Source organism: Nioella sediminis, assembly GCF_001879695.1.
GTDB lineage: Bacteria > Pseudomonadota > Alphaproteobacteria > Rhodobacterales > Rhodobacteraceae > Nioella > Nioella sediminis.
In genome coordinates, this window is the sequence record NZ_MNBL01000081.1 from 1 (window position 1) to 15,847 (window position 15,847).

General features: G+C 62.8%; 19 protein-coding genes. 12 read left to right on the forward strand and 7 right to left on the reverse strand.

What is annotated here, in order from left to right; genetic code table 11:
• The first annotated feature begins 140 nt into the window (after positions 1 to 140).
• Positions 141 to 914 carry a class II glutamine amidotransferase gene (locus tag BKY26_RS10940; protein ID WP_071690430.1) on the forward strand — a complete coding sequence of 258 codons (774 nt, stop codon included), beginning with the start codon at positions 141 to 143 and terminating at the stop codon, positions 912 to 914.
• On the opposite strand, the gene BKY26_RS10945 is transcribed toward BKY26_RS10940, so the two are convergent.
• From BKY26_RS10945 to BKY26_RS10975, 7 genes are all read right to left on the reverse strand, one after another.
• On the reverse strand, positions 896 to 1,687 hold the full coding sequence (locus BKY26_RS10945; protein WP_071690431.1) for a hypothetical protein: 792 nt from the start codon (positions 1,685 to 1,687) through the stop codon (positions 896 to 898). The genes BKY26_RS10940 and BKY26_RS10945 overlap by 19 nt on opposite strands.
• A 31-nt stretch (positions 1,688 to 1,718) precedes the next feature.
• Positions 1,719 to 1,997, reverse strand: a complete 279-nt coding sequence (locus tag BKY26_RS10950; protein WP_071690432.1) for a hypothetical protein — start codon at positions 1,995 to 1,997, stop codon at positions 1,719 to 1,721.
• Positions 1,994 to 3,208 (reverse strand): NADP-dependent isocitrate dehydrogenase, encoded by a 1,215-nt coding sequence (locus tag BKY26_RS10955; RefSeq protein WP_071690433.1) that lies wholly within the window; start codon positions 3,206 to 3,208, stop codon positions 1,994 to 1,996. The genes BKY26_RS10950 and BKY26_RS10955 overlap by 4 nt, the downstream gene beginning before the upstream one ends.
• 72 nt (positions 3,209 to 3,280) lie before the next feature.
• On the reverse strand, positions 3,281 to 3,973 hold the full coding sequence (locus BKY26_RS10960) for a hypothetical protein (RefSeq protein ID WP_071690434.1): 693 nt from the start codon (positions 3,971 to 3,973) through the stop codon (positions 3,281 to 3,283).
• 74 nt (positions 3,974 to 4,047) lie between these two features.
• Positions 4,048 to 4,626, reverse strand: coding sequence for an HD domain-containing protein (locus tag BKY26_RS10965; protein ID WP_071690435.1), 579 nt, complete (start codon positions 4,624 to 4,626; stop codon positions 4,048 to 4,050).
• Positions 4,623 to 4,868, reverse strand: a complete 246-nt coding sequence (locus tag BKY26_RS10970) for a hypothetical protein (RefSeq protein ID WP_071690436.1) — start codon at positions 4,866 to 4,868, stop codon at positions 4,623 to 4,625. Before BKY26_RS10970 ends, BKY26_RS10965 begins: the two co-directional genes overlap by 4 nt.
• Positions 4,868 to 5,521 (reverse strand): alpha/beta hydrolase, encoded by a 654-nt coding sequence (locus BKY26_RS10975; RefSeq protein WP_071690437.1) that lies wholly within the window; start codon positions 5,519 to 5,521, stop codon positions 4,868 to 4,870. Before BKY26_RS10975 ends, BKY26_RS10970 begins: the two co-directional genes overlap by 1 nt.
• A gap of 198 nt (positions 5,522 to 5,719) precedes the next feature.
• Here BKY26_RS10975 and iscR point away from each other — a divergent pair, with 198 nt between their 5' ends.
• The 11 genes from iscR to BKY26_RS11030 all read left to right on the forward strand — a co-directional run bounded on the left by iscR (position 5,720) and on the right by BKY26_RS11030 (position 15,816).
• On the forward strand, positions 5,720 to 6,181 hold the full coding sequence (gene iscR / locus BKY26_RS10980; protein ID WP_071690438.1) for a Fe-S cluster assembly transcriptional regulator IscR: 462 nt from the start codon (positions 5,720 to 5,722) through the stop codon (positions 6,179 to 6,181).
• Between the two features lie 174 nt (positions 6,182 to 6,355).
• Entirely contained in the window at positions 6,356 to 7,405 is a 1,050-nt protein-coding gene (locus BKY26_RS10985) for a cysteine desulfurase family protein (protein ID WP_071690439.1), read from the forward strand.
• A gap of 66 nt (positions 7,406 to 7,471) precedes the next feature.
• Positions 7,472 to 8,992 (forward strand): Fe-S cluster assembly protein SufB, encoded by a 1,521-nt coding sequence (gene sufB / locus BKY26_RS10990; RefSeq protein WP_071690440.1) that lies wholly within the window; start codon positions 7,472 to 7,474, stop codon positions 8,990 to 8,992.
• Between the two features lie 76 nt (positions 8,993 to 9,068).
• The gene (locus BKY26_RS10995; RefSeq protein WP_071690441.1) at positions 9,069 to 9,842 is read left to right on the forward strand and encodes an FkbM family methyltransferase; all 774 of its coding nucleotides are present in this window, start codon (positions 9,069 to 9,071) and stop codon (positions 9,840 to 9,842) included.
• Positions 9,842 to 10,735, forward strand: a complete 894-nt coding sequence (locus BKY26_RS11000) for an FkbM family methyltransferase (RefSeq protein ID WP_071690442.1) — start codon at positions 9,842 to 9,844, stop codon at positions 10,733 to 10,735. Before BKY26_RS10995 ends, BKY26_RS11000 begins: the two co-directional genes overlap by 1 nt.
• A gap of 121 nt (positions 10,736 to 10,856) precedes the next feature.
• The gene (locus tag BKY26_RS11005) at positions 10,857 to 11,330 is read left to right on the forward strand and encodes a hypothetical protein (RefSeq protein WP_071690443.1); all 474 of its coding nucleotides are present in this window, start codon (positions 10,857 to 10,859) and stop codon (positions 11,328 to 11,330) included.
• 75 nt (positions 11,331 to 11,405) lie between these two features.
• Positions 11,406 to 12,161, forward strand: a complete 756-nt coding sequence (gene sufC, locus BKY26_RS11010; protein ID WP_071690444.1) for a Fe-S cluster assembly ATPase SufC — start codon at positions 11,406 to 11,408, stop codon at positions 12,159 to 12,161.
• On the forward strand, positions 12,161 to 13,456 hold the full coding sequence (sufD, locus tag BKY26_RS11015) for a Fe-S cluster assembly protein SufD (protein WP_071690445.1): 1,296 nt from the start codon (positions 12,161 to 12,163) through the stop codon (positions 13,454 to 13,456). The genes sufC and sufD overlap by 1 nt, the downstream gene beginning before the upstream one ends.
• A gap of 4 nt (positions 13,457 to 13,460) precedes the next feature.
• The gene (locus BKY26_RS11020; protein ID WP_071690446.1) at positions 13,461 to 14,003 is read left to right on the forward strand and encodes a hypothetical protein; all 543 of its coding nucleotides are present in this window, start codon (positions 13,461 to 13,463) and stop codon (positions 14,001 to 14,003) included.
• On the forward strand, positions 14,000 to 14,584 hold the full coding sequence (locus tag BKY26_RS11025) for a Yip1 family protein (protein WP_071690447.1): 585 nt from the start codon (positions 14,000 to 14,002) through the stop codon (positions 14,582 to 14,584). Before BKY26_RS11020 ends, BKY26_RS11025 begins: the two co-directional genes overlap by 4 nt.
• 11 nt (positions 14,585 to 14,595) lie before the next feature.
• Positions 14,596 to 15,816: a cysteine desulfurase gene (locus tag BKY26_RS11030; RefSeq protein WP_071690448.1), complete on the forward strand. Its 1,221-nt coding sequence runs from the start codon at positions 14,596 to 14,598 to the stop codon at positions 15,814 to 15,816.
• The last annotated feature ends 31 nt before the right edge of the window (positions 15,817 to 15,847 follow it).

Sequence of the window (15,847 nt, forward strand, 5' to 3'; positions counted from 1 at the left end):
TTTCCTCGGGCCGCGTTGCCACGGACGGGTTGCGAGAGCACCCGGCATTTCGGGCGTGGTGAACGCGTCCGGGCTGCGAAACGCTTCCCTGCGCCGGGGAATCGGCGCAAAAAGATATCTCATCCACCGGAGAGCGCCGCATGTGCCGTTGGGCCGCCTATATCGGGGAACCGATCTTTCTGGACGAGGTGGTTAGCCGTCCTGGCCATTCCCTGATTCACCAAAGTCAGAACGCCACCGAGGCCAAGACCGTAACCAATGGCGACGGGTTCGGGCTGGCCTGGTATGACCGCAGGCCGGAACCGGGGCTCTACCGCGATGTCTATCCGGCCTGGTCGGACCCGAACCTGAGGTCGCTGGTCGAACAGGTCTGCTCTGGCCTGTTCCTGGCCCATGTGCGGGCCTCGACCGGGTCGGCGATCAGCCGCAACAACTGTCATCCCTTCGTGGTCGGGCGCTGGAGCTTCATGCATAACGGGCAGGTCGGCGGGTTTGAACATTTCCGCAAACATGCCGATATGATGGTGCCCGATGATCTCTATGCATTTCGCAAGGGCGCGACGGATAGCGAGGTGCTGTTCCTTCTGGCACTGGCGGAAGGACTGGACCGCGATCCGGCGGGGGCGCTGGCACGGGCGGCGGGCAAGCTGGCGGGATTGTCCCGGTCGCATGGTGCTGCGCCACATCTGCGCCTGTCGGCGGCGTTCAGCGATGGCACCGCGCTTTGGGCCGCGCGCGGATCCTGCGACAGTATCTCGCCCACGGTCTACTATCGCTGGTCGGAAACGCGAAAAGGATGGGCGGTTGTGTCTGAGCCGCTGGAGATGGGAGAGGCGGACTGGACACCGCTGGCCCCCGGCAAGATCGCCCGGTTCGAAGGCGACCGGATGGATCTTTACGACCTGCCGCTCTGATCTTCGTCCGGGTTTTCGGGCGCGGGCATTTCGGGCCTTGCCTGACGGAAGTATCCCGCAATGAGGGAAAGGCGCATCGACAGGCTGTCTTTCTGCTCGTGCAGCTGGCGCACCGTCATCCGGCGGCGGCGGACAACCGCGCGGGCGACGCGGAAATCCCACCGGCGTTTCTGTTCCAGATAGCTTTCAGGCAGGCGGCGGCTGACCCATTTCCACGCCCATCCAAGTTGCAGAAAGGCGATGAGTTTGAACAGCCACTTGGCCAGCGTCGTCCACAGCATCCGCCAGATCGCACCAACCCCGGCGGCGATCATGAAGGGCAGCTTGACGGAGAAGAGCACCACCCACAGCCCGATAGAACTGACGGAGAGCGCCAGCGTGGCGAAGATCACGATGAGCGCGGCGACGAGCTGTTCATACCATTCCAGCCCGCGATACCAGCCCATCATGCGGCTGTAACGCTCGGCCGCCGCCGCCTTGAACCGTTTGAACAGCGCATCGAGCCGGTTGCGAAGGGCCGAGCCCATGATCATCGGCAGGACCGTGGTCATGACCCATTTCTTGATCAGCTCGATGCGGAAGAAGAGCGCGGCTTGTGTTTTCAGCCAGACCAGCACCGCGGGCAGCTCGATTGACACGATCTTCTGCCCGATCACCTTGAGTTGCAGGAAGATCAGCCCGAGCGCGATCAGCACCTCGTCGCCAAGCCACAGGGTCAGCAGGACCGACAGGGCCACGACGAGGACAAGCAGGAACAGGGCGCGCCAGAACATGGGGTCAGTGTAGCAATTGAAGGCGCGGTGACTACGGCTGATCTGGACCGGATCCCGCCTTGCGGCGCGCCAGACGTCGCAGCAGGCCAAAGCTGATCGCGGGCAGGATCAGAAGGGCAGCAATAACAGCAAGGATCAGGGTTGCCCTCTCATTGTCCCAGCAATCGGCCACGTGGTAGCCGGGGTTGGCAGCGCGCCCTCCGGCGCAGTCTGCCTGCCATTCTAGCCGTAACCGAACAACCGCGTAGGCGGGGAGTAGCGCCAGGATGGCAGGCATCCAGATAAAGACGATTTGCAGAAGTCGGATCACCCGGCCAGCGCTTTGTTCAGGTTCTCGTCGATCTTTTCGAGGAAGCTCATCGTCGTGTGCCAGCCCTGATCGGGGCCGACCAGCAGGGCGAGGTCCTTGGTCATATGGCCCGCTTCCACGGTGTCGATGATGACCTGTTCCAGCGTTTCGGCGAAGGTCCGAAGGGGCTGGTTGTCATCCAGCTTGGCGCGGTGTTTCAGCGCCCCGGTCCATGCGAAGATCGACGCGATGGAATTGGTGGAGGTCTGCTGCCCGGCCTGATGCTGGCGATAATGGCGGGTGACGGTGCCGTGCGCCGCCTCGGCCTCCATGATCTTGCCGTCGGGCGTCAGGAGCTGAGAGCTCATCATCCCGAGCGAGCCGAAGCCCTGAGCGACGGTGTCGGACTGCACATCGCCATCATAGTTCTTGCAGGCCCAGACAAACCCGCCATTCCATTTCAGCGCGCAGGCCACCATGTCGTCGATCAGGCGGTGCTGGTACTCGATGCCCGCCTCTTTGAACTGGGCCTCGAACTCCGTTTCGAACACCTCCTGGAAGATGTCCTTGAAGCGCCCGTCATAGGCCTTGAGGATGGTGTTCTTGGTGGACAGGTAAACGGGCCATTTCAGGTCCAGCCCATAGTTGAACGAGGCGCGGGCGAAATCCCGGATCGAGTCGTCAAGGTTGTACATCGCCATGGTGACGCCGGCAGAGGGCGCATCGAAGACCTCGCGTTCGATCACCTCGCCATCTTCTCCCTCGAACTTGAGCGTGATCTTGCCCTTGCCGGGAAAGCGGAAATCGGTGGCGCGGTACTGGTCGCCATAGGCGTGGCGGCCCACGACAATGGGCTGGGTCCAGCCCGGCACCAGACGCGGCACGTTGCGGCAGATGATCGGTTTGCGGAAGACGACGCCGCCCAGGATGTTGCGGATCGTGCCGTTGGGGCTGCGATACATGCGCTTGAGGCCGAACTCCTCCACCCGCTGTTCATCGGGGGTGATCGTCGCGCATTTGACGGCGCAGCCGACCTCCAGCGTCTTTTCAGCGGCGTCCACCGTCACCTGATCGTCTGTGCGGTCGCGCTCCTCGATGCCCAGATCGTAGTAGAGCAGGTCGATATCCAGATAGGGCAGGATCAGCTTCTGCTTGATGAAATCCCACATGATGCGGGTCATTTCATCGCCGTCCATTTCGACGATGGGATTGTCGACTTTGATCTTGGTCATCGGGAACCTCGGGACTGGGGATGTGTTGCGGGAGTGATAGCAACTCTGCGTAGTGTATGCAATCGTATACCGTCAACGCGGCGTGAGTTCGCGTTGCATCGTGGCGCCAAGCTCTGCGAGGGCGAGAACCTGTTCGGGGCGGGACAGGGCGGTGCGCAGCGAGATCTCCAACCCCTTTGGCGAACGGCGGATGACGGGCAGGGCACCGCGTGGCAGGCTGTCCTCGGTCCCGTCCATGATCGGGTGCGAGGCGATCGGGGTCAGCGCCTCCCGCGCCTCTGGCGTGGCCATCATCAGGCAGCGGGCACCGGGCACGTCCACGGATTCGAGCCGCGCGGGCTCTGGCCCGAGATCGCCGAACATGCTGGACATCAGGAAACCGCCCATGCCACCGCCGAGCTTGCCAAGCATGGTTTCGGCCTTCTTGGCCTCCGCGGGTGACATGGCAGGCCCCAGAATGGCCAGCCCCTCTGTGATTCCGGCATCAGGGGCGTGCCATGTCGTGCTTCGCTTGGTGCGGCCGCTGCCATCGGTGGCCGAATTGAGCTCGATTTCCATCCGCCACCCGGCCTCTGGATCGGAAATCGTGGTCACGCGGGCGCGTCCACCGGTGCCTTCCTGCCGGTCATAGCGCCAGCCCCGGTCCGTCACAGCGTCGCGCAGCGCGGCTTGCCGCCGGGACGACTGCATGAGAGCGTAGCCGATCAATCCCGTCCCGGTGAGCGATGCGAGAATGAGAATGACGATAACAAGGGTCTGGGACATGCGGGCTCTCAAATACTTTGCAGCAACTATGCGCAAAGCCTAGCGGACGGCGGCCCGCCTGTCACCGCAGGGCATCAGCGCCGACCGAAAAATTCCGTGATCTTCGGGCTGAGCCAGTCCCACAGCCCCGGTGCACCCTTGGTGATCTTGTGACCCACGCGGGTGCGGATCTGATCTTCGGTCACGTTGTACTCAGGCCAGCTGCCGCCCTCGGAATGCAGGTTCAGAACCGGCGGCTGGAACCGGTCGAGCGATTTGGCAAAGACGGCATCTGGGCTTTCGGCGGCTTCGAACTCATCCCAAAGCGCGCGGAACTCTGCCGCCAGATCGTCCGGGAGAAGTCCGAAGATGCGATCCGCAGCCGCCTGTTCGGCGAGGGCAAGCGCCTCGGAATCGTAGGTGCCGTGAACGGGGGCGTCACCTGCGTCGATTTCCACGAGGTCATGCAGGATAAGCATTCGCATCACCCGGTCGATGCGCACGCCGTCCGGGGCCTGATCGGCCAGGGTGAGCGCAAAGAGTGTCAGGTGCCAGCTATGCTCGGCACTGTTTTCGCGGCGGATACGCCCGGTGATCCAACTGGCCCGGTCGATCCGCTTCAGCCGGTCGGCCTCGATCAGGAACGCCAACTGGCGGTCGAGCCGGTCTCTCATTCCGCCGCTTTCGCTGCCTTGGCCTTGGCGATGCGCGCGTCCAGCCAGATACGCCCGCGCTTTTCGGCGCGTCGGATGCGGACAGATGTCATGAAGGCCTCTTGCAACGTCATCGAGGCGGCCCCGATCGTGGTCGACAGCTGTTCGATCAGCCGGTCATCATCATAGTCTTCCTCGGCCTGAAGCGCGTCCATCGCCAGCTTGTCGGCCAATTCAGTGATGAAATCGCCGCCACCGGACATCAGCGGGTAGACTCTGTCAGACGGCGCTTCACATAGGTCTGCACCGAGTCGATCATCGGGTCCATGTAGGGATCTTCGAAGAAGTGACCCGCACCTTCCATCTCCTCATGGGTGATGGTGATGCCCTTTTGTTCATGCAGCTTGTCGACCAGAATGCGGGTGTCCTGCGGCTTGGCCACGCGGTCTGCAGATCCGTTGATGATCAGCCCCGAGGAGGGGCAGGGCGCCAGGAAGCTGAAATCATACATGTTCGCGGGAGGGCTGACCGAGATGAAGCCGGTGATCTCGGGCCGGCGCATCAGAAGCTGCATGCCGATCCATGCGCCGAAGCTGAAGCCTGCGACCCAGCAATGCTTGGAGTTCTGGTTCATAGACTGCAGGTAGTCGAGCGCCGAGGCGGCGTCGGACAACTCGCCGATACCCTGATCGTACTCGCCCTGACTGCGGCCCACGCCCCGGAAGTTGAAGCGCAGAACGGTGAAGCCGATCTTGTGGAACGCGTAGTGCAGGTTATAGACCACGCGATTGTTCATCGTGCCGCCGAATTGCGGATGCGGGTGCAGGATGATCGCGATCGGGGCGTCCTTGGCTTTCTGGGGGTGGTAGCGGCCTTCCAGTCGGCCCTCCGGTCCAGGGAAAATCACCTCGGGCATCGCGGCTCCTTCAACTTTTGCTCTTGCTGGCGCGTCTGGCGCGGCGGGGTTGTCATTGACGCCCCTGCGCGACGCTACCTAGAATGTCGGATCAGCCCCTGTCCGGCTTGAACAGGGGGGTGGATCGCAGTTAAGCCTCCTTGCGGGAAAGGTCAATGTTCATAGGCCTCTGAACGCCGCGCCAGAAGGGAAAAACCGATGAAACTGAGCACCAAGGGACGCTACGCGATGGTTGCGCTGGCCGATCTGGCCCTTCAGGGTACCGAAGGGCTGACTTCGCTGGCGGAAATCTCGAAGCGTCAGGATATCTCGCTGCCCTATCTCGAACAGCTCTTCGTCAAGCTGCGCCGGGCCGGGCTGGTAGAGTCGGTGCGCGGGCCGGGGGGCGGGTATCGGCTGGCGCGTCCCGCTGCTGAGATCCGGGTGTCGGATGTGCTGGGGGCGGTGGATGAAACGGTGAGTGCGCTGCATACCGGGGCAGGGGCCTCGGGCGGGATGTCGGGCAGTCGCGCGCAGAGCATGACCAACCGGTTGTGGGAGGGGCTCAGCGCGCATGTCTACGTGTTCCTGCACCAGACGCGACTTTCTGACGTGGTGCAGAACGATCTGACCCCGTGCCCGGCGGTGCCGAACCTGTTTCATGTGGTGGATGAGGATTGAGCCACTTTGCCGTGGCGCAGTTGGCTTGGTCGGGACGCCTCCGGCGGGAGTATTTTGGCCAAGAAGAAGGGGGCGGGGCGCGCGTTAAGGTTAACGGGGATGCGTTAGGGGGCTGGTAACTGGACCTTTCCGTTGAGGCGGGGCAGAAGGGCGTGAACCGAGCAGGAGGGTGACATGGCACCGCGCAGCTATCTTGACTGGAACGCCACGGCCCCGTTGAGGCCTGAAGCGCGGGCGGCGATGTGTGCGGCGATGGACGTGGTGGGCAACCCGTCGTCTGTTCATGCGGAGGGGCGCGCGGCAACGGCGCTGATCGAAAAGGCGCGCGCGCAGGTGGCCGAAGCTTTCGGGGCGCAGGCCAGCGATATCGTTTTTACCTCGGGCGCGACCGAGGCCGCCGCGCTGGCCTTGGCCGGGCGGGGGCTGCATGGGTCGGGCGTGGAACATGACGCGGTTCGGGCCTGGGTCACCGAGGATTTGCCGGTGGATGGGGCGGGGCGGGTGAATGTCAGCGAACCGGGGGTGTCCACTCTGCAACTGGCCAATTCCGAAACCGGCATTTTGCAGGACCTGCCCGAAGGGCTGGCGGTGTGCGATTTTACTCAAGGGTTCGGTAAACTGCCTGTGGCGTTCGATTGGTCTGGCGTCGATATGGGGCTGATCTCGGCCCACAAGCTGGGTGGCCCCAAGGGAATCGGGGCGCTGGTTTTGCGGCGCGGGCTGGACGTGGAGGCCCGGATAAAGGGCGGCGGGCAGGAAATGGGTCGTCGGTCGGGGACAGAGAACCTGATCGGGATCGCAGGATTTGGGGGTGCAGCACAGGCAGCTGCACAAGATCTTGCGAATGGGGTCTGGGGTCGGGTCGCTCAACTTAGAAATATTCTAGAAAACTCTCTGGACCTTGACGGAAATGTAACTATTTTGGTCGGGAAAGGCGCGCCACGCCTGCCGAACACCACTTGCCTGGTCACACCGGGCTGGAAGGGCGAGACGCAGGTGATGCAGATGGACCTTGCGGGTTTTGCCATTTCGGCCGGATCCGCCTGTTCCAGCGGCAAGGTGACGTCGAGCGCGGTTCTGCGCGCCATGGGGTTTGACGAGCGGGATGCCGGATGCGCGATCCGCATCTCGATCGGGCCCACGACGACGGAAGACGAGGTCTTGCGCTTCAGCGAGGCCTGGCGGGCGGCACGGGCCAGACACCTGTCGCGCGTCAGCAGGTGAACAGGCGCGTCCCAATGGGGCGCGAGGACATGCGGGCCCTTCGGGGCCAACACAGGGGAACGTGATATGGCCATTGCCGAAACAGAGGTGCGCGAAGGCGTCGACCGCGAAACCGTGGAAACCGTCCAGGCCATGGGCGGCAAGTACAAATATGGCTGGGAAACCGAGATCGAGATGGAATACGCCCCCAAGGGCGTGAACGAGAGCATCGTTCGTCTGATCTCGGAAAAGAATGGCGAGCCCGAGTGGATGCTGGACTGGCGCCTTCAGGCATTCAAGCGCTGGAAGCTGATGGACGAGCCGGAATGGTCGATGCTGCACTACGAAAAGATCGACTACCAGGACCAGTATTACTACGCCAAGCCCAAGTCGATGCAGGAGAAGCCCAAGTCGTTGGACGAGGTCGACCCCAAGCTGCTGGCGACCTATGAAAAGCTGGGCATTCCGCTGAAGGAACAGATGATCTTGGCGGGCGTCGAGGGGGCGGATGAGGCACCCGCCGAGGGCCGCAAGGTGGCCGTCGATGCGGTGTTCGATTCCGTGTCCGTGGGCACCACCTTCCAGAAGGAGCTGGAACAGGCGGGGGTGATCTTCTGCTCGATCTCCGAGGCCATTCAGAAACACCCCGAGCTGGTCAAGAAATACCTCGGCTCGGTCGTGCCGATCACCGACAATTTCTTCGCGACGCTCAACAGCGCCGTGTTCTCGGATGGATCCTTCGTCTACGTGCCGCCGGGCGTGCGCTGCCCGATGGAGCTGTCGACCTATTTCCGCATCAACGCCGAAAACACCGGTCAGTTCGAACGCACGCTGATCATTGCCGACAAGGGCAGTTGCGTGTCCTATCTGGAAGGCTGCACCGCGCCGCAGCGCGACACCCACCAGCTGCACGCGGCGGTGGTGGAACTCATTGCGCTGGAAGACGCCGAGATCAAGTATTCCACCGTGCAGAACTGGTATCCGGGCGACGAAGAGGGCAAGGGCGGCATCTACAATTTCGTCACCAAGCGCGCCGATTGCCGGGGCGACCGGTCCAAGGTGATGTGGACGCAGGTGGAAACCGGCTCTGCCCTCACCTGGAAATACCCGTCCTGCATCCTGCGCGGCAATGAAAGCCAGGGCGAGTTCTATTCCATCGCCATCGCCAACAACATGCAGCAGGCCGATACCGGCACCAAGATGATCCACCTGGGCCGCGATACCAAGTCGCGCATCGTGTCCAAGGGGATTTCGGCGGGCAAGGCGCAGAACACCTATCGCGGGCTGGTCTCGATGCACCCCAAGGCCAAGAACGGGCGCAACTACACCCAGTGCGACAGCCTGCTTATCGGCGATCAGTGCGGGGCGCATACGGTGCCCTATATCGAGGTCAAGAACAACTCCGCCCGGGTGGAACATGAGGCCACCACCTCCAAGGTCGATGACGACCAGCTCTTCTATTGCCGTCAGCGCGGGATGGATGAGGAAGAGGCCGTGGCGCTTGTGGTCAACGGCTTCTGCAAAGAGGTGCTTCAGGCCCTGCCGATGGAATTTGCCATGGAAGCCCAACAGCTTGTGGCGATCTCGCTGGAGGGGTCGGTCGGCTAGAAAAGTTTTCCTGAAAATTTTTCTGTGTGAAAATTCTTCCAGAAGAATTTTCCGCCGGTGAAGAGGACATCTATCCATGGCAGACGGTGCAGTGAAAGCTCCTTTCGACCTCGACGCCGCCCGCGCTGCGATTGCGGGTGGCGATGCCTTCGTGTTCGAAGGGATCGACGTCGTGGCCTGCACCATCGCGGGCCGCCCGTTCCGCTTTGCCGTCGACATGGAACGCGATCCGATTCAGCGTCACCATCGCACAGGGCTGCTTTACGAGGGGCGCGAGCTGAGCCTGATCAAGCGGGTGATGCCGCTTGGCGGCACCTATGTGGATATCGGCGCGAATGTGGGCAACCATTCGCTCTATGTCGCGGCGTTTCTTTCGCCTGCCAAGGTCATTCCGTTCGAGCCGAATGTGGCGGCCTATAAGCTGCTGCTGGCCAATGTGGCGATGAACGGGTTCGGGGGCGTGTTCGATCTGTCATGGCTGGGTCTGGGCCTGTCGGATAAACCGGGCGACGGGTTCGCCATGGAACAGCGCACCCGCAACCTGGGGGCTTCGCGGATGCTGCCGGGGCAGGGTGACCTGCGCGTTGTGGCGGGGGATGATGCACTGGCCGCTGAAAGCCCCGATTTCATCAAGATCGACGTGGAAAGCATGGAATTGCAGGTGCTGACCGGGCTGGAGGCCACGGTGAAACGCTGTGGTCCGTGGATGCTGATCGAGGTGGACAAGCATAATGACGAGGGTTTCCACGGCTGGCGGCAGCGCGCCGACTACGTGGTGGAAACCGAGGTCCAGCGCTACGAGACCAGCACCAACTACCTGGTGCGGCCCGCGTCGCGGAAGGGGGCGTAATGGGAAGCCATGCCGACAAACGCCGCGCGGTCCTGACCGGGGCGCTGCAGCCATCCCGCCGGATGCGGATCTGCGATGTGGGGGCGAGCCGCCTGTCAACTCCGCCCTATCAGGGGCTGCTGGACGATGGTCTTGCCCATGTCTACGGGTTCGAGCCGAACGAGGCGCAGTTTGCCAAACTGGTCGAGACCCCGTCCGAGCACGAGACCTATTTCTGCGAGGCTGTGGGCCTGCCCGGAAACCGCACGCTTTATATTCACCCGACGGCGGGGTTTACCTCGCTCTATCCGCTGGACGAACGGGCGGTGCGCGCCATCGGTAAGGAGAAGTGGCTGTCGGACCGGATCGAGCCCGTTCCGCTGACCCCCGTGACGCTGGACACGCTGGCGGATCTGCCGCCGGTGGACCTGCTGAAGATGGATCTTCAGGGCGGGGAGCTGGAGGTTTTGCGCGGCGGAATAGCAAAGCTTTCCAGTGCGGTAGCGGTCGTAAGTGAAGTGCGGTTCCACCGTATCTACGCGGGCGAGCCGCTGTTCGGTGATCTCGACGCGGAACTGCGCGCACAGGGATTCAAGCTGCACAAATTCATGTTCACCAAATCGGTGATGATGCCCCATGAGCACGAGGATCAGGTGGTGCGCCCGAAGCTGACCAGCCAGCTGCTGGACGGCGACGCGGTCTATATCCGCGACGAGGAAACGGCGGGGCTCAGCGACGATCAGCTGATGCACCTGGCCTTTGCCGCCGATACGGTCTTCGACAGTCCCGACCTGGCGCTGCATTGCATCGACCACCTGATCGCACGCGGCGCGGCGCCTGCCGACCTGCCCGCCGACTACATCGCCCGCTTCCGCCACCATCAGCGCCGTGATAGCGCGCAGCAGGAGGGGTAAGGCATGAGACGCGACCCAGCCCCCGAGCGAGGGCGGATCAGCCAGTTCGAATGTGAGGATTGGCTGAAAATGCCCCGATCCCATCCCGAAATGCGCCACATTCCCCCGGTTTTGTGCGGGCATGAGCAGTTCTGGCAGCACAATCGTCGATCCCAGCTTCTCGGAACGCGTGGCGCGGATCGAGGCGAGCCGGGCCAAGGCCCCGGACAGCCCCAAGCGCAAGCCGCGCGGGGATGGGGTGACTTATGTCCTGTCGCTGATCGGGGCCTTCGGCGTCGGATTGCTGGTGGTCGTCGCCGCCCGCTACGCCCGGTTCCATCTGACTGGCGTCACGCCGGGCTCGGCGCAGCTGAGCAGTTCCAACCTGGTGCTGGATTTCGGACTGGCCTTTCTGGCCGGCATCCTGTTGCAGCAGATCTTCCACTTCAAACGCCCCGAACACACGGCCGCCAAGACGGCGGGCATGTTCGCGGCGGCGTTTACCATGCATATGGCCGTACACGCCTTTCCGGGCCTGTTCGAGCTGTTGTTTTCGGACATCTGGGTACGCCAGGTGATCCGGCTGACCGATCCTACGAAACTGGCACTCTTCTGAGCTGCCCTGTCATGACCACGGGCCATCCGCTGCGCATCGCGCAGGCGGGTCTGGCCGCTATGGAAAGAGGTTTTCATGCTTGAGATCAAGAACCTGCACGTGTCCCTCGAAGAAGAGGACAAGCAAATCCTGAAGGGCGTCGACCTGACCGTCGAGGCGGGCAAGGTCCATGCGATCATGGGGCCGAACGGGTCGGGCAAGTCGACCTTGTCCTATGTTCTGTCGGGCCGCGATGGCTATGAGGTGACCGATGGCGAGGCGCTGCTGAATGGTGAAGACCTGCTGGAGATGGAACCTGAGGAACGTGCCGCTGCCGGTGTGTTCCTGGCCTTCCAGTACCCGGTTGAAATCCCCGGTGTGGGCAACATGACCTTCCTGCGCACCGCCGTGAACGCGCAGCGCAAGGCGCGCGGCGAAGAGGAGATGTCGGCTGCCGAGTTCCTCAAGGTGATCCGCGAAAAGGCCAAGGCGCTGAAGATCGACGCGGATATGCTCAAGCGCCCGGTCAATGTGGGCTTCTCGGGCGGTGAGAAAAAGCGCAACGAAATCCTGCAAATGGCGATGCTGGAACCGAAGATGTGCATCCTCGATGAAACCGATTCCGGTCTCGATGTCGACGCTATGAAGCTGGTCGCCGAGGGTGTGAACGCGCTGCGCGACGAGGGCCGGGGCTTCCTGGTGATCACCCACTATCAGCGCCTGCTGGATCACATCAAACCCGATGTGGTGCATATTATGGCGGGTGGCCGCATCGTGAAGACCGGCGGGCCGGAACTGGCGCTTGAGGTTGAACAGAACGGCTATGCCGACATTCTGGCGGAGGTCGCGTAATGGCGAACCCGGCTGTGAAACAGGACCCGCTTGCGGCCCGCATTGAGGGGCTGACGCTTCCCGATGGTGCGGGATGGGCCAATGACGCGCGCGGCGCGGCGCTGTCCCGCCTGACCGCCATGGGCCTGCCCCGCAAGCGCGACGAGTATTGGAAATACTCCGACCCCACCACGCTGAACGCGCCCGAAGCACCGCGTGCGGGGCTTTTCGTAACCGACGAGGCGATGCCGTTCTCGGATACGGACCGGCTGAAGATCGTCTTTGTCGATGGGGTCTATGATGCCGATGCGTCGGATGATCTGACGATGGAAGGCGTGGAAATCGAGCGCCTGTCGGACGCGCTTGGCCGCGACATCCACTGGGCGCGGGATTATTACGGCGTGCTGGAAACCCGGGGGCAAACCCCGGTGGAACGCCCCCTCGCGGCGCTCAACACCGCCTTTGCCACCGATGGTGTGGTGATCCGGGCAACCGGCAAGGCCGCCAAGCCCATCAGCTTGATCTACCTGCATAAATCGGAAACCTCCGACGCTATCCTGCACCATCTGGTGAAGGTCGAGGAAGGCGCCTCGGTCACCGTGCTGGAAAACGGTCCGGCGGCGGCGCGCTTTTCCAAGTGCATGGAGGTCGAAGTGGCCGATGGTGGCCAGTTCCACCACGTCCGCGCGCAGGGCCGGGACCATGAACGCCGGGCCTCGACCCATATGTTCGCGCGTCTCGGGCAGGAGTCGGTTTACAAATCCTTCACCCTCACGGTGAACGGCATCCTGACCCGCAATGAACAGGTGGTCGAGATCGCTGGCGACAACGCGGTGGCCCATATCGCGGGCGCGGCGCTTGGCGACGGGGCCACGGGCGCGTTCCACCATGACGACACTGTTTTCGTCACCCATGACGCGGTGGATTGCGAAAGCCGTCAGGTGTTCAAGAAGGTGCTCAGGAACGGCGCCGAGGGCGTGTTCCAGGGTAAGATCCTCGTGAAACCCCACGCGCAGAAGACCGATGGCTACCAGCTGTCGCAATCGCTGCTGTTGGACGAGGATTCGAGTTTCCAGGCCAAGCCGGAACTGGAAATCTATGCCGATGACGTGCAGTGTTCTCATGGCTCCACAACCGGGGCGATCGACGAAGAGGCGCTTTTCTACCTGCGCTCCCGCGGCGTGCCGGAAGGGGCGGCGACCGACCTTCTGGTTCTGGCCTTCCTTGCCGAAGCGATCGACGAGATCGAGGACGAAAGCTTGCGCGAAGATATCCTGACCCGGCTGCAAGGCTGGCTGGACCGGCACAGGGGGTAAGCGCTTGTCGGTCACCCGCGAACTTCTGCGCAGCTATATGCGCCCGCGTCAGGTGATGCGGGCGCTGATGGACGGCAATCGCACCAGCGACCGGCCAGAGGCGCGCGGGTTCATCTACCTGCTGGTGGGGCTGCTGATCATCTTCCTCAGTCAGATCCCGGACCTGACCGGCACCGGCCTTGCCGCGCCGGAGATGACCGAGCAACTGACCGGCGAGGATGGCCCTGCACCGCTGGATGCGCGTCTGGCGATCACGCTCTTTGTCTGGCTCTTCGTCTGGCCGCTGATCCTCTATGTCTTTGGCGGTCTGACCCATGTGCTGGCCCGTCTGGCGGGTGGAAAGGGGCAGGGGGTCAATGCGCGGCTGGCGCTCTTTTGGGCGATCCTTGCCGTGGCGCCGCTGTTCCTGCTGCGGGGCATGGCCAGTGTCAGCCAATCGGCTGCCATGGTGATGGTGCTGAACTACGCGATTGCCGCCGGATTCTTCTGGATCTGGCTTTCCGGTCTGTTCGAGGCCGAACGGGGCGAAGGACCCGAAAGCGCATGACCCACCTGCTGCATCTTCCGACGCTGCTGCGGCTTGCCCGGCAGACCCTGACCGATCCGCGCGAGGGCGCGCGCCATATCATGGGGCTGAACCTGCCCCGGCGTATCCTGATGCAGTTCTACCTGCTGGAACTGGTACTGTCGGCCATGTCCTCGGTGATCTTTCTGTCGCTGGCCCCGATGCCGGACGGGATGGCCATTCCGGCGGAAACGGCGGTGACCTATACCGCGTTCGAGGGCGTGGTCGGCCTGATCATCGCCTTCGGGGCCTTCCGCATCGGGCAGGCCTTCGGCGGGCGGGGCAGTTTCGAGCAGGCCTTTGCGCTGGTCATCTGGGCGCAGTTCATTCTGCTCTGTTTCAGCGTCCTTCAGCTGATGGCGATGATCGTGCTGCCACCGCTGACCGATGTGATCTCCATCGCGGCGCTGGCGTTGTTCTTCTGGCTGATGGTGAATTTCGTGGCCGAGCTGCATGGCTTCACCTCGCTCGGGCTGGTTTTCGCGGGGATCATCGTGTCGCTGCTCGGGCTCGCGATCCTGCTCTCCATCCTGTTTTCGGCCATGGGCCTCAGTCTCGTCTAGGAATTCCAACCATGTACGATATCGACAAAATCCGTGCCGATTTCCCGATCCTGTCGCGGGAAGTGAATGGCAAGCCGCTGGTCTATCTGGACAATGGCGCTTCCGCCCAGAAGCCCCAAGTTGTGATCGACGCGGTGACGCGCGGCTATGCCGAGGAATATGCCAATGTCCATCGTGGCCTGCATTTCCTGTCGAACCTCGCAACCGAGAAATACGAGGCGGTGCGCGGCACCGTGGCCCGGTTCCTGGGCGCGAAGGACGAGGATGAAATCGTCTTTACCTCCGGCACTACGGAAGGGATCAACTTGGTGGCCTATTCCTGGGCCATGCCGCGCATGGAAGCGGGGGATGAGATCGTCCTTTCCGTGGCTGAACACCATGCCAATATCGTGCCCTGGCATTTCCTACGGGAACGTCAGGGAGTGGTGCTGAAATGGGTCGATGTGGATGCCAATGGCGATCTGGACCCGGCTGCCGTTCTGGCCGCGATCACGCCCCGCACCAAGCTGGTGGCCGTCACCCATATGTCGAACGTTCTGGGGACCGTGGTGGATGTGAAGGCGATTGTCGCGGGCGCCAAGGAACGCGGGGTGCCGGTTCTGGTCGACGGGTCACAGGCGGCAGTGCATATGCCCGTGAATGTCGAGGAGATCGGGGCCGATTTCTATGCCATCACCGGCCACAAGCTTTACGGCCCCTCAGGCTCGGGCGCGATCCATATCCGCAAGGGGCTTATGGCCGAGATGCGGCCCTTCATGGGCGGTGGCGACATGATCCGCGACGTGACGCGCGACGCGGTGACCTACAACGATCCGCCGATGAAGTTCGAGGCCGGAACGCCCGGTATCGTCCAGCAGATCGGCATGGGCGTGGCGCTGGACTACATGATGGGCATCGGCATGGAGAATATCGCCGCCCATGAAAAACGTCTCTGCGCCTATGCGAGGGCGCGGCTGGATGGGCTGAACTGGCTGAACGTGCAGGGTAAATCCGCCACCAAGGGGGCGATCTTCAGCTTCACGCTGGAAGGCGCGGCCCATGCCCATGACATCTCCACCGTGCTCGACAAGAAGGGCGTGGCGGTGCGCGCCGGGCACCATTGTGCGCAGCCGCTGATGGAGCATATGGGCGTGACCGCGACCTGCCGGGCGAGCTTTGGCATGTACAATACCGAGGCCGAAGTCGATGCGCTGGTCGACGCGCTGGAGCTCTGCCACGAGCTGTTTGCCTGAGCTGAGGTTGGTTTCGCCGACTTCGTCGTCG

What these genes read in the sequence shown, in the direction of transcription:
- BKY26_RS10940 (WP_071690430.1), top strand. Translation starts at nt 141, where the DNA reads ATGTGCCGTTGGGCCGCCTATATCGGGGAACCGATCTTTCTGGACGAG.
- BKY26_RS10945 (WP_071690431.1), bottom strand. Translation starts at nt 1,687, where the DNA reads ATGTTCTGGCGCGCCCTGTTCCTGCTTGTCCTCGTCGTGGCCCTGTCG.
- BKY26_RS10955 (WP_071690433.1), bottom strand. Translation starts at nt 3,208, where the DNA reads ATGACCAAGATCAAAGTCGACAATCCCATCGTCGAAATGGACGGCGAT.
- BKY26_RS10960 (WP_071690434.1), bottom strand. Translation starts at nt 3,973, where the DNA reads ATGTCCCAGACCCTTGTTATCGTCATTCTCATTCTCGCATCGCTCACC.
- BKY26_RS10965 (WP_071690435.1), bottom strand. Translation starts at nt 4,626, where the DNA reads ATGAGAGACCGGCTCGACCGCCAGTTGGCGTTCCTGATCGAGGCCGAC.
- BKY26_RS10970 (WP_071690436.1), bottom strand. Translation starts at nt 4,868, where the DNA reads ATGTCCGGTGGCGGCGATTTCATCACTGAATTGGCCGACAAGCTGGCG.
- BKY26_RS10975 (WP_071690437.1), bottom strand. Translation starts at nt 5,521, where the DNA reads ATGCCCGAGGTGATTTTCCCTGGACCGGAGGGCCGACTGGAAGGCCGC.
- iscR (WP_071690438.1), top strand. Translation starts at nt 5,720, where the DNA reads ATGAAACTGAGCACCAAGGGACGCTACGCGATGGTTGCGCTGGCCGAT.
- BKY26_RS10985 (WP_071690439.1), top strand. Translation starts at nt 6,356, where the DNA reads ATGGCACCGCGCAGCTATCTTGACTGGAACGCCACGGCCCCGTTGAGG.
- sufB (WP_071690440.1), top strand. Translation starts at nt 7,472, where the DNA reads ATGGCCATTGCCGAAACAGAGGTGCGCGAAGGCGTCGACCGCGAAACC.
- BKY26_RS10995 (WP_071690441.1), top strand. Translation starts at nt 9,069, where the DNA reads ATGGCAGACGGTGCAGTGAAAGCTCCTTTCGACCTCGACGCCGCCCGC.
- BKY26_RS11000 (WP_071690442.1), top strand. Translation starts at nt 9,842, where the DNA reads ATGGGAAGCCATGCCGACAAACGCCGCGCGGTCCTGACCGGGGCGCTG.
- BKY26_RS11005 (WP_071690443.1), top strand. Translation starts at nt 10,857, where the DNA reads ATGAGCAGTTCTGGCAGCACAATCGTCGATCCCAGCTTCTCGGAACGC.
- sufC (WP_071690444.1), top strand. Translation starts at nt 11,406, where the DNA reads ATGCTTGAGATCAAGAACCTGCACGTGTCCCTCGAAGAAGAGGACAAG.
- sufD (WP_071690445.1), top strand. Translation starts at nt 12,161, where the DNA reads ATGGCGAACCCGGCTGTGAAACAGGACCCGCTTGCGGCCCGCATTGAG.
- BKY26_RS11025 (WP_071690447.1), top strand. Translation starts at nt 14,000, where the DNA reads ATGACCCACCTGCTGCATCTTCCGACGCTGCTGCGGCTTGCCCGGCAG.
- BKY26_RS11030 (WP_071690448.1), top strand. Translation starts at nt 14,596, where the DNA reads ATGTACGATATCGACAAAATCCGTGCCGATTTCCCGATCCTGTCGCGG.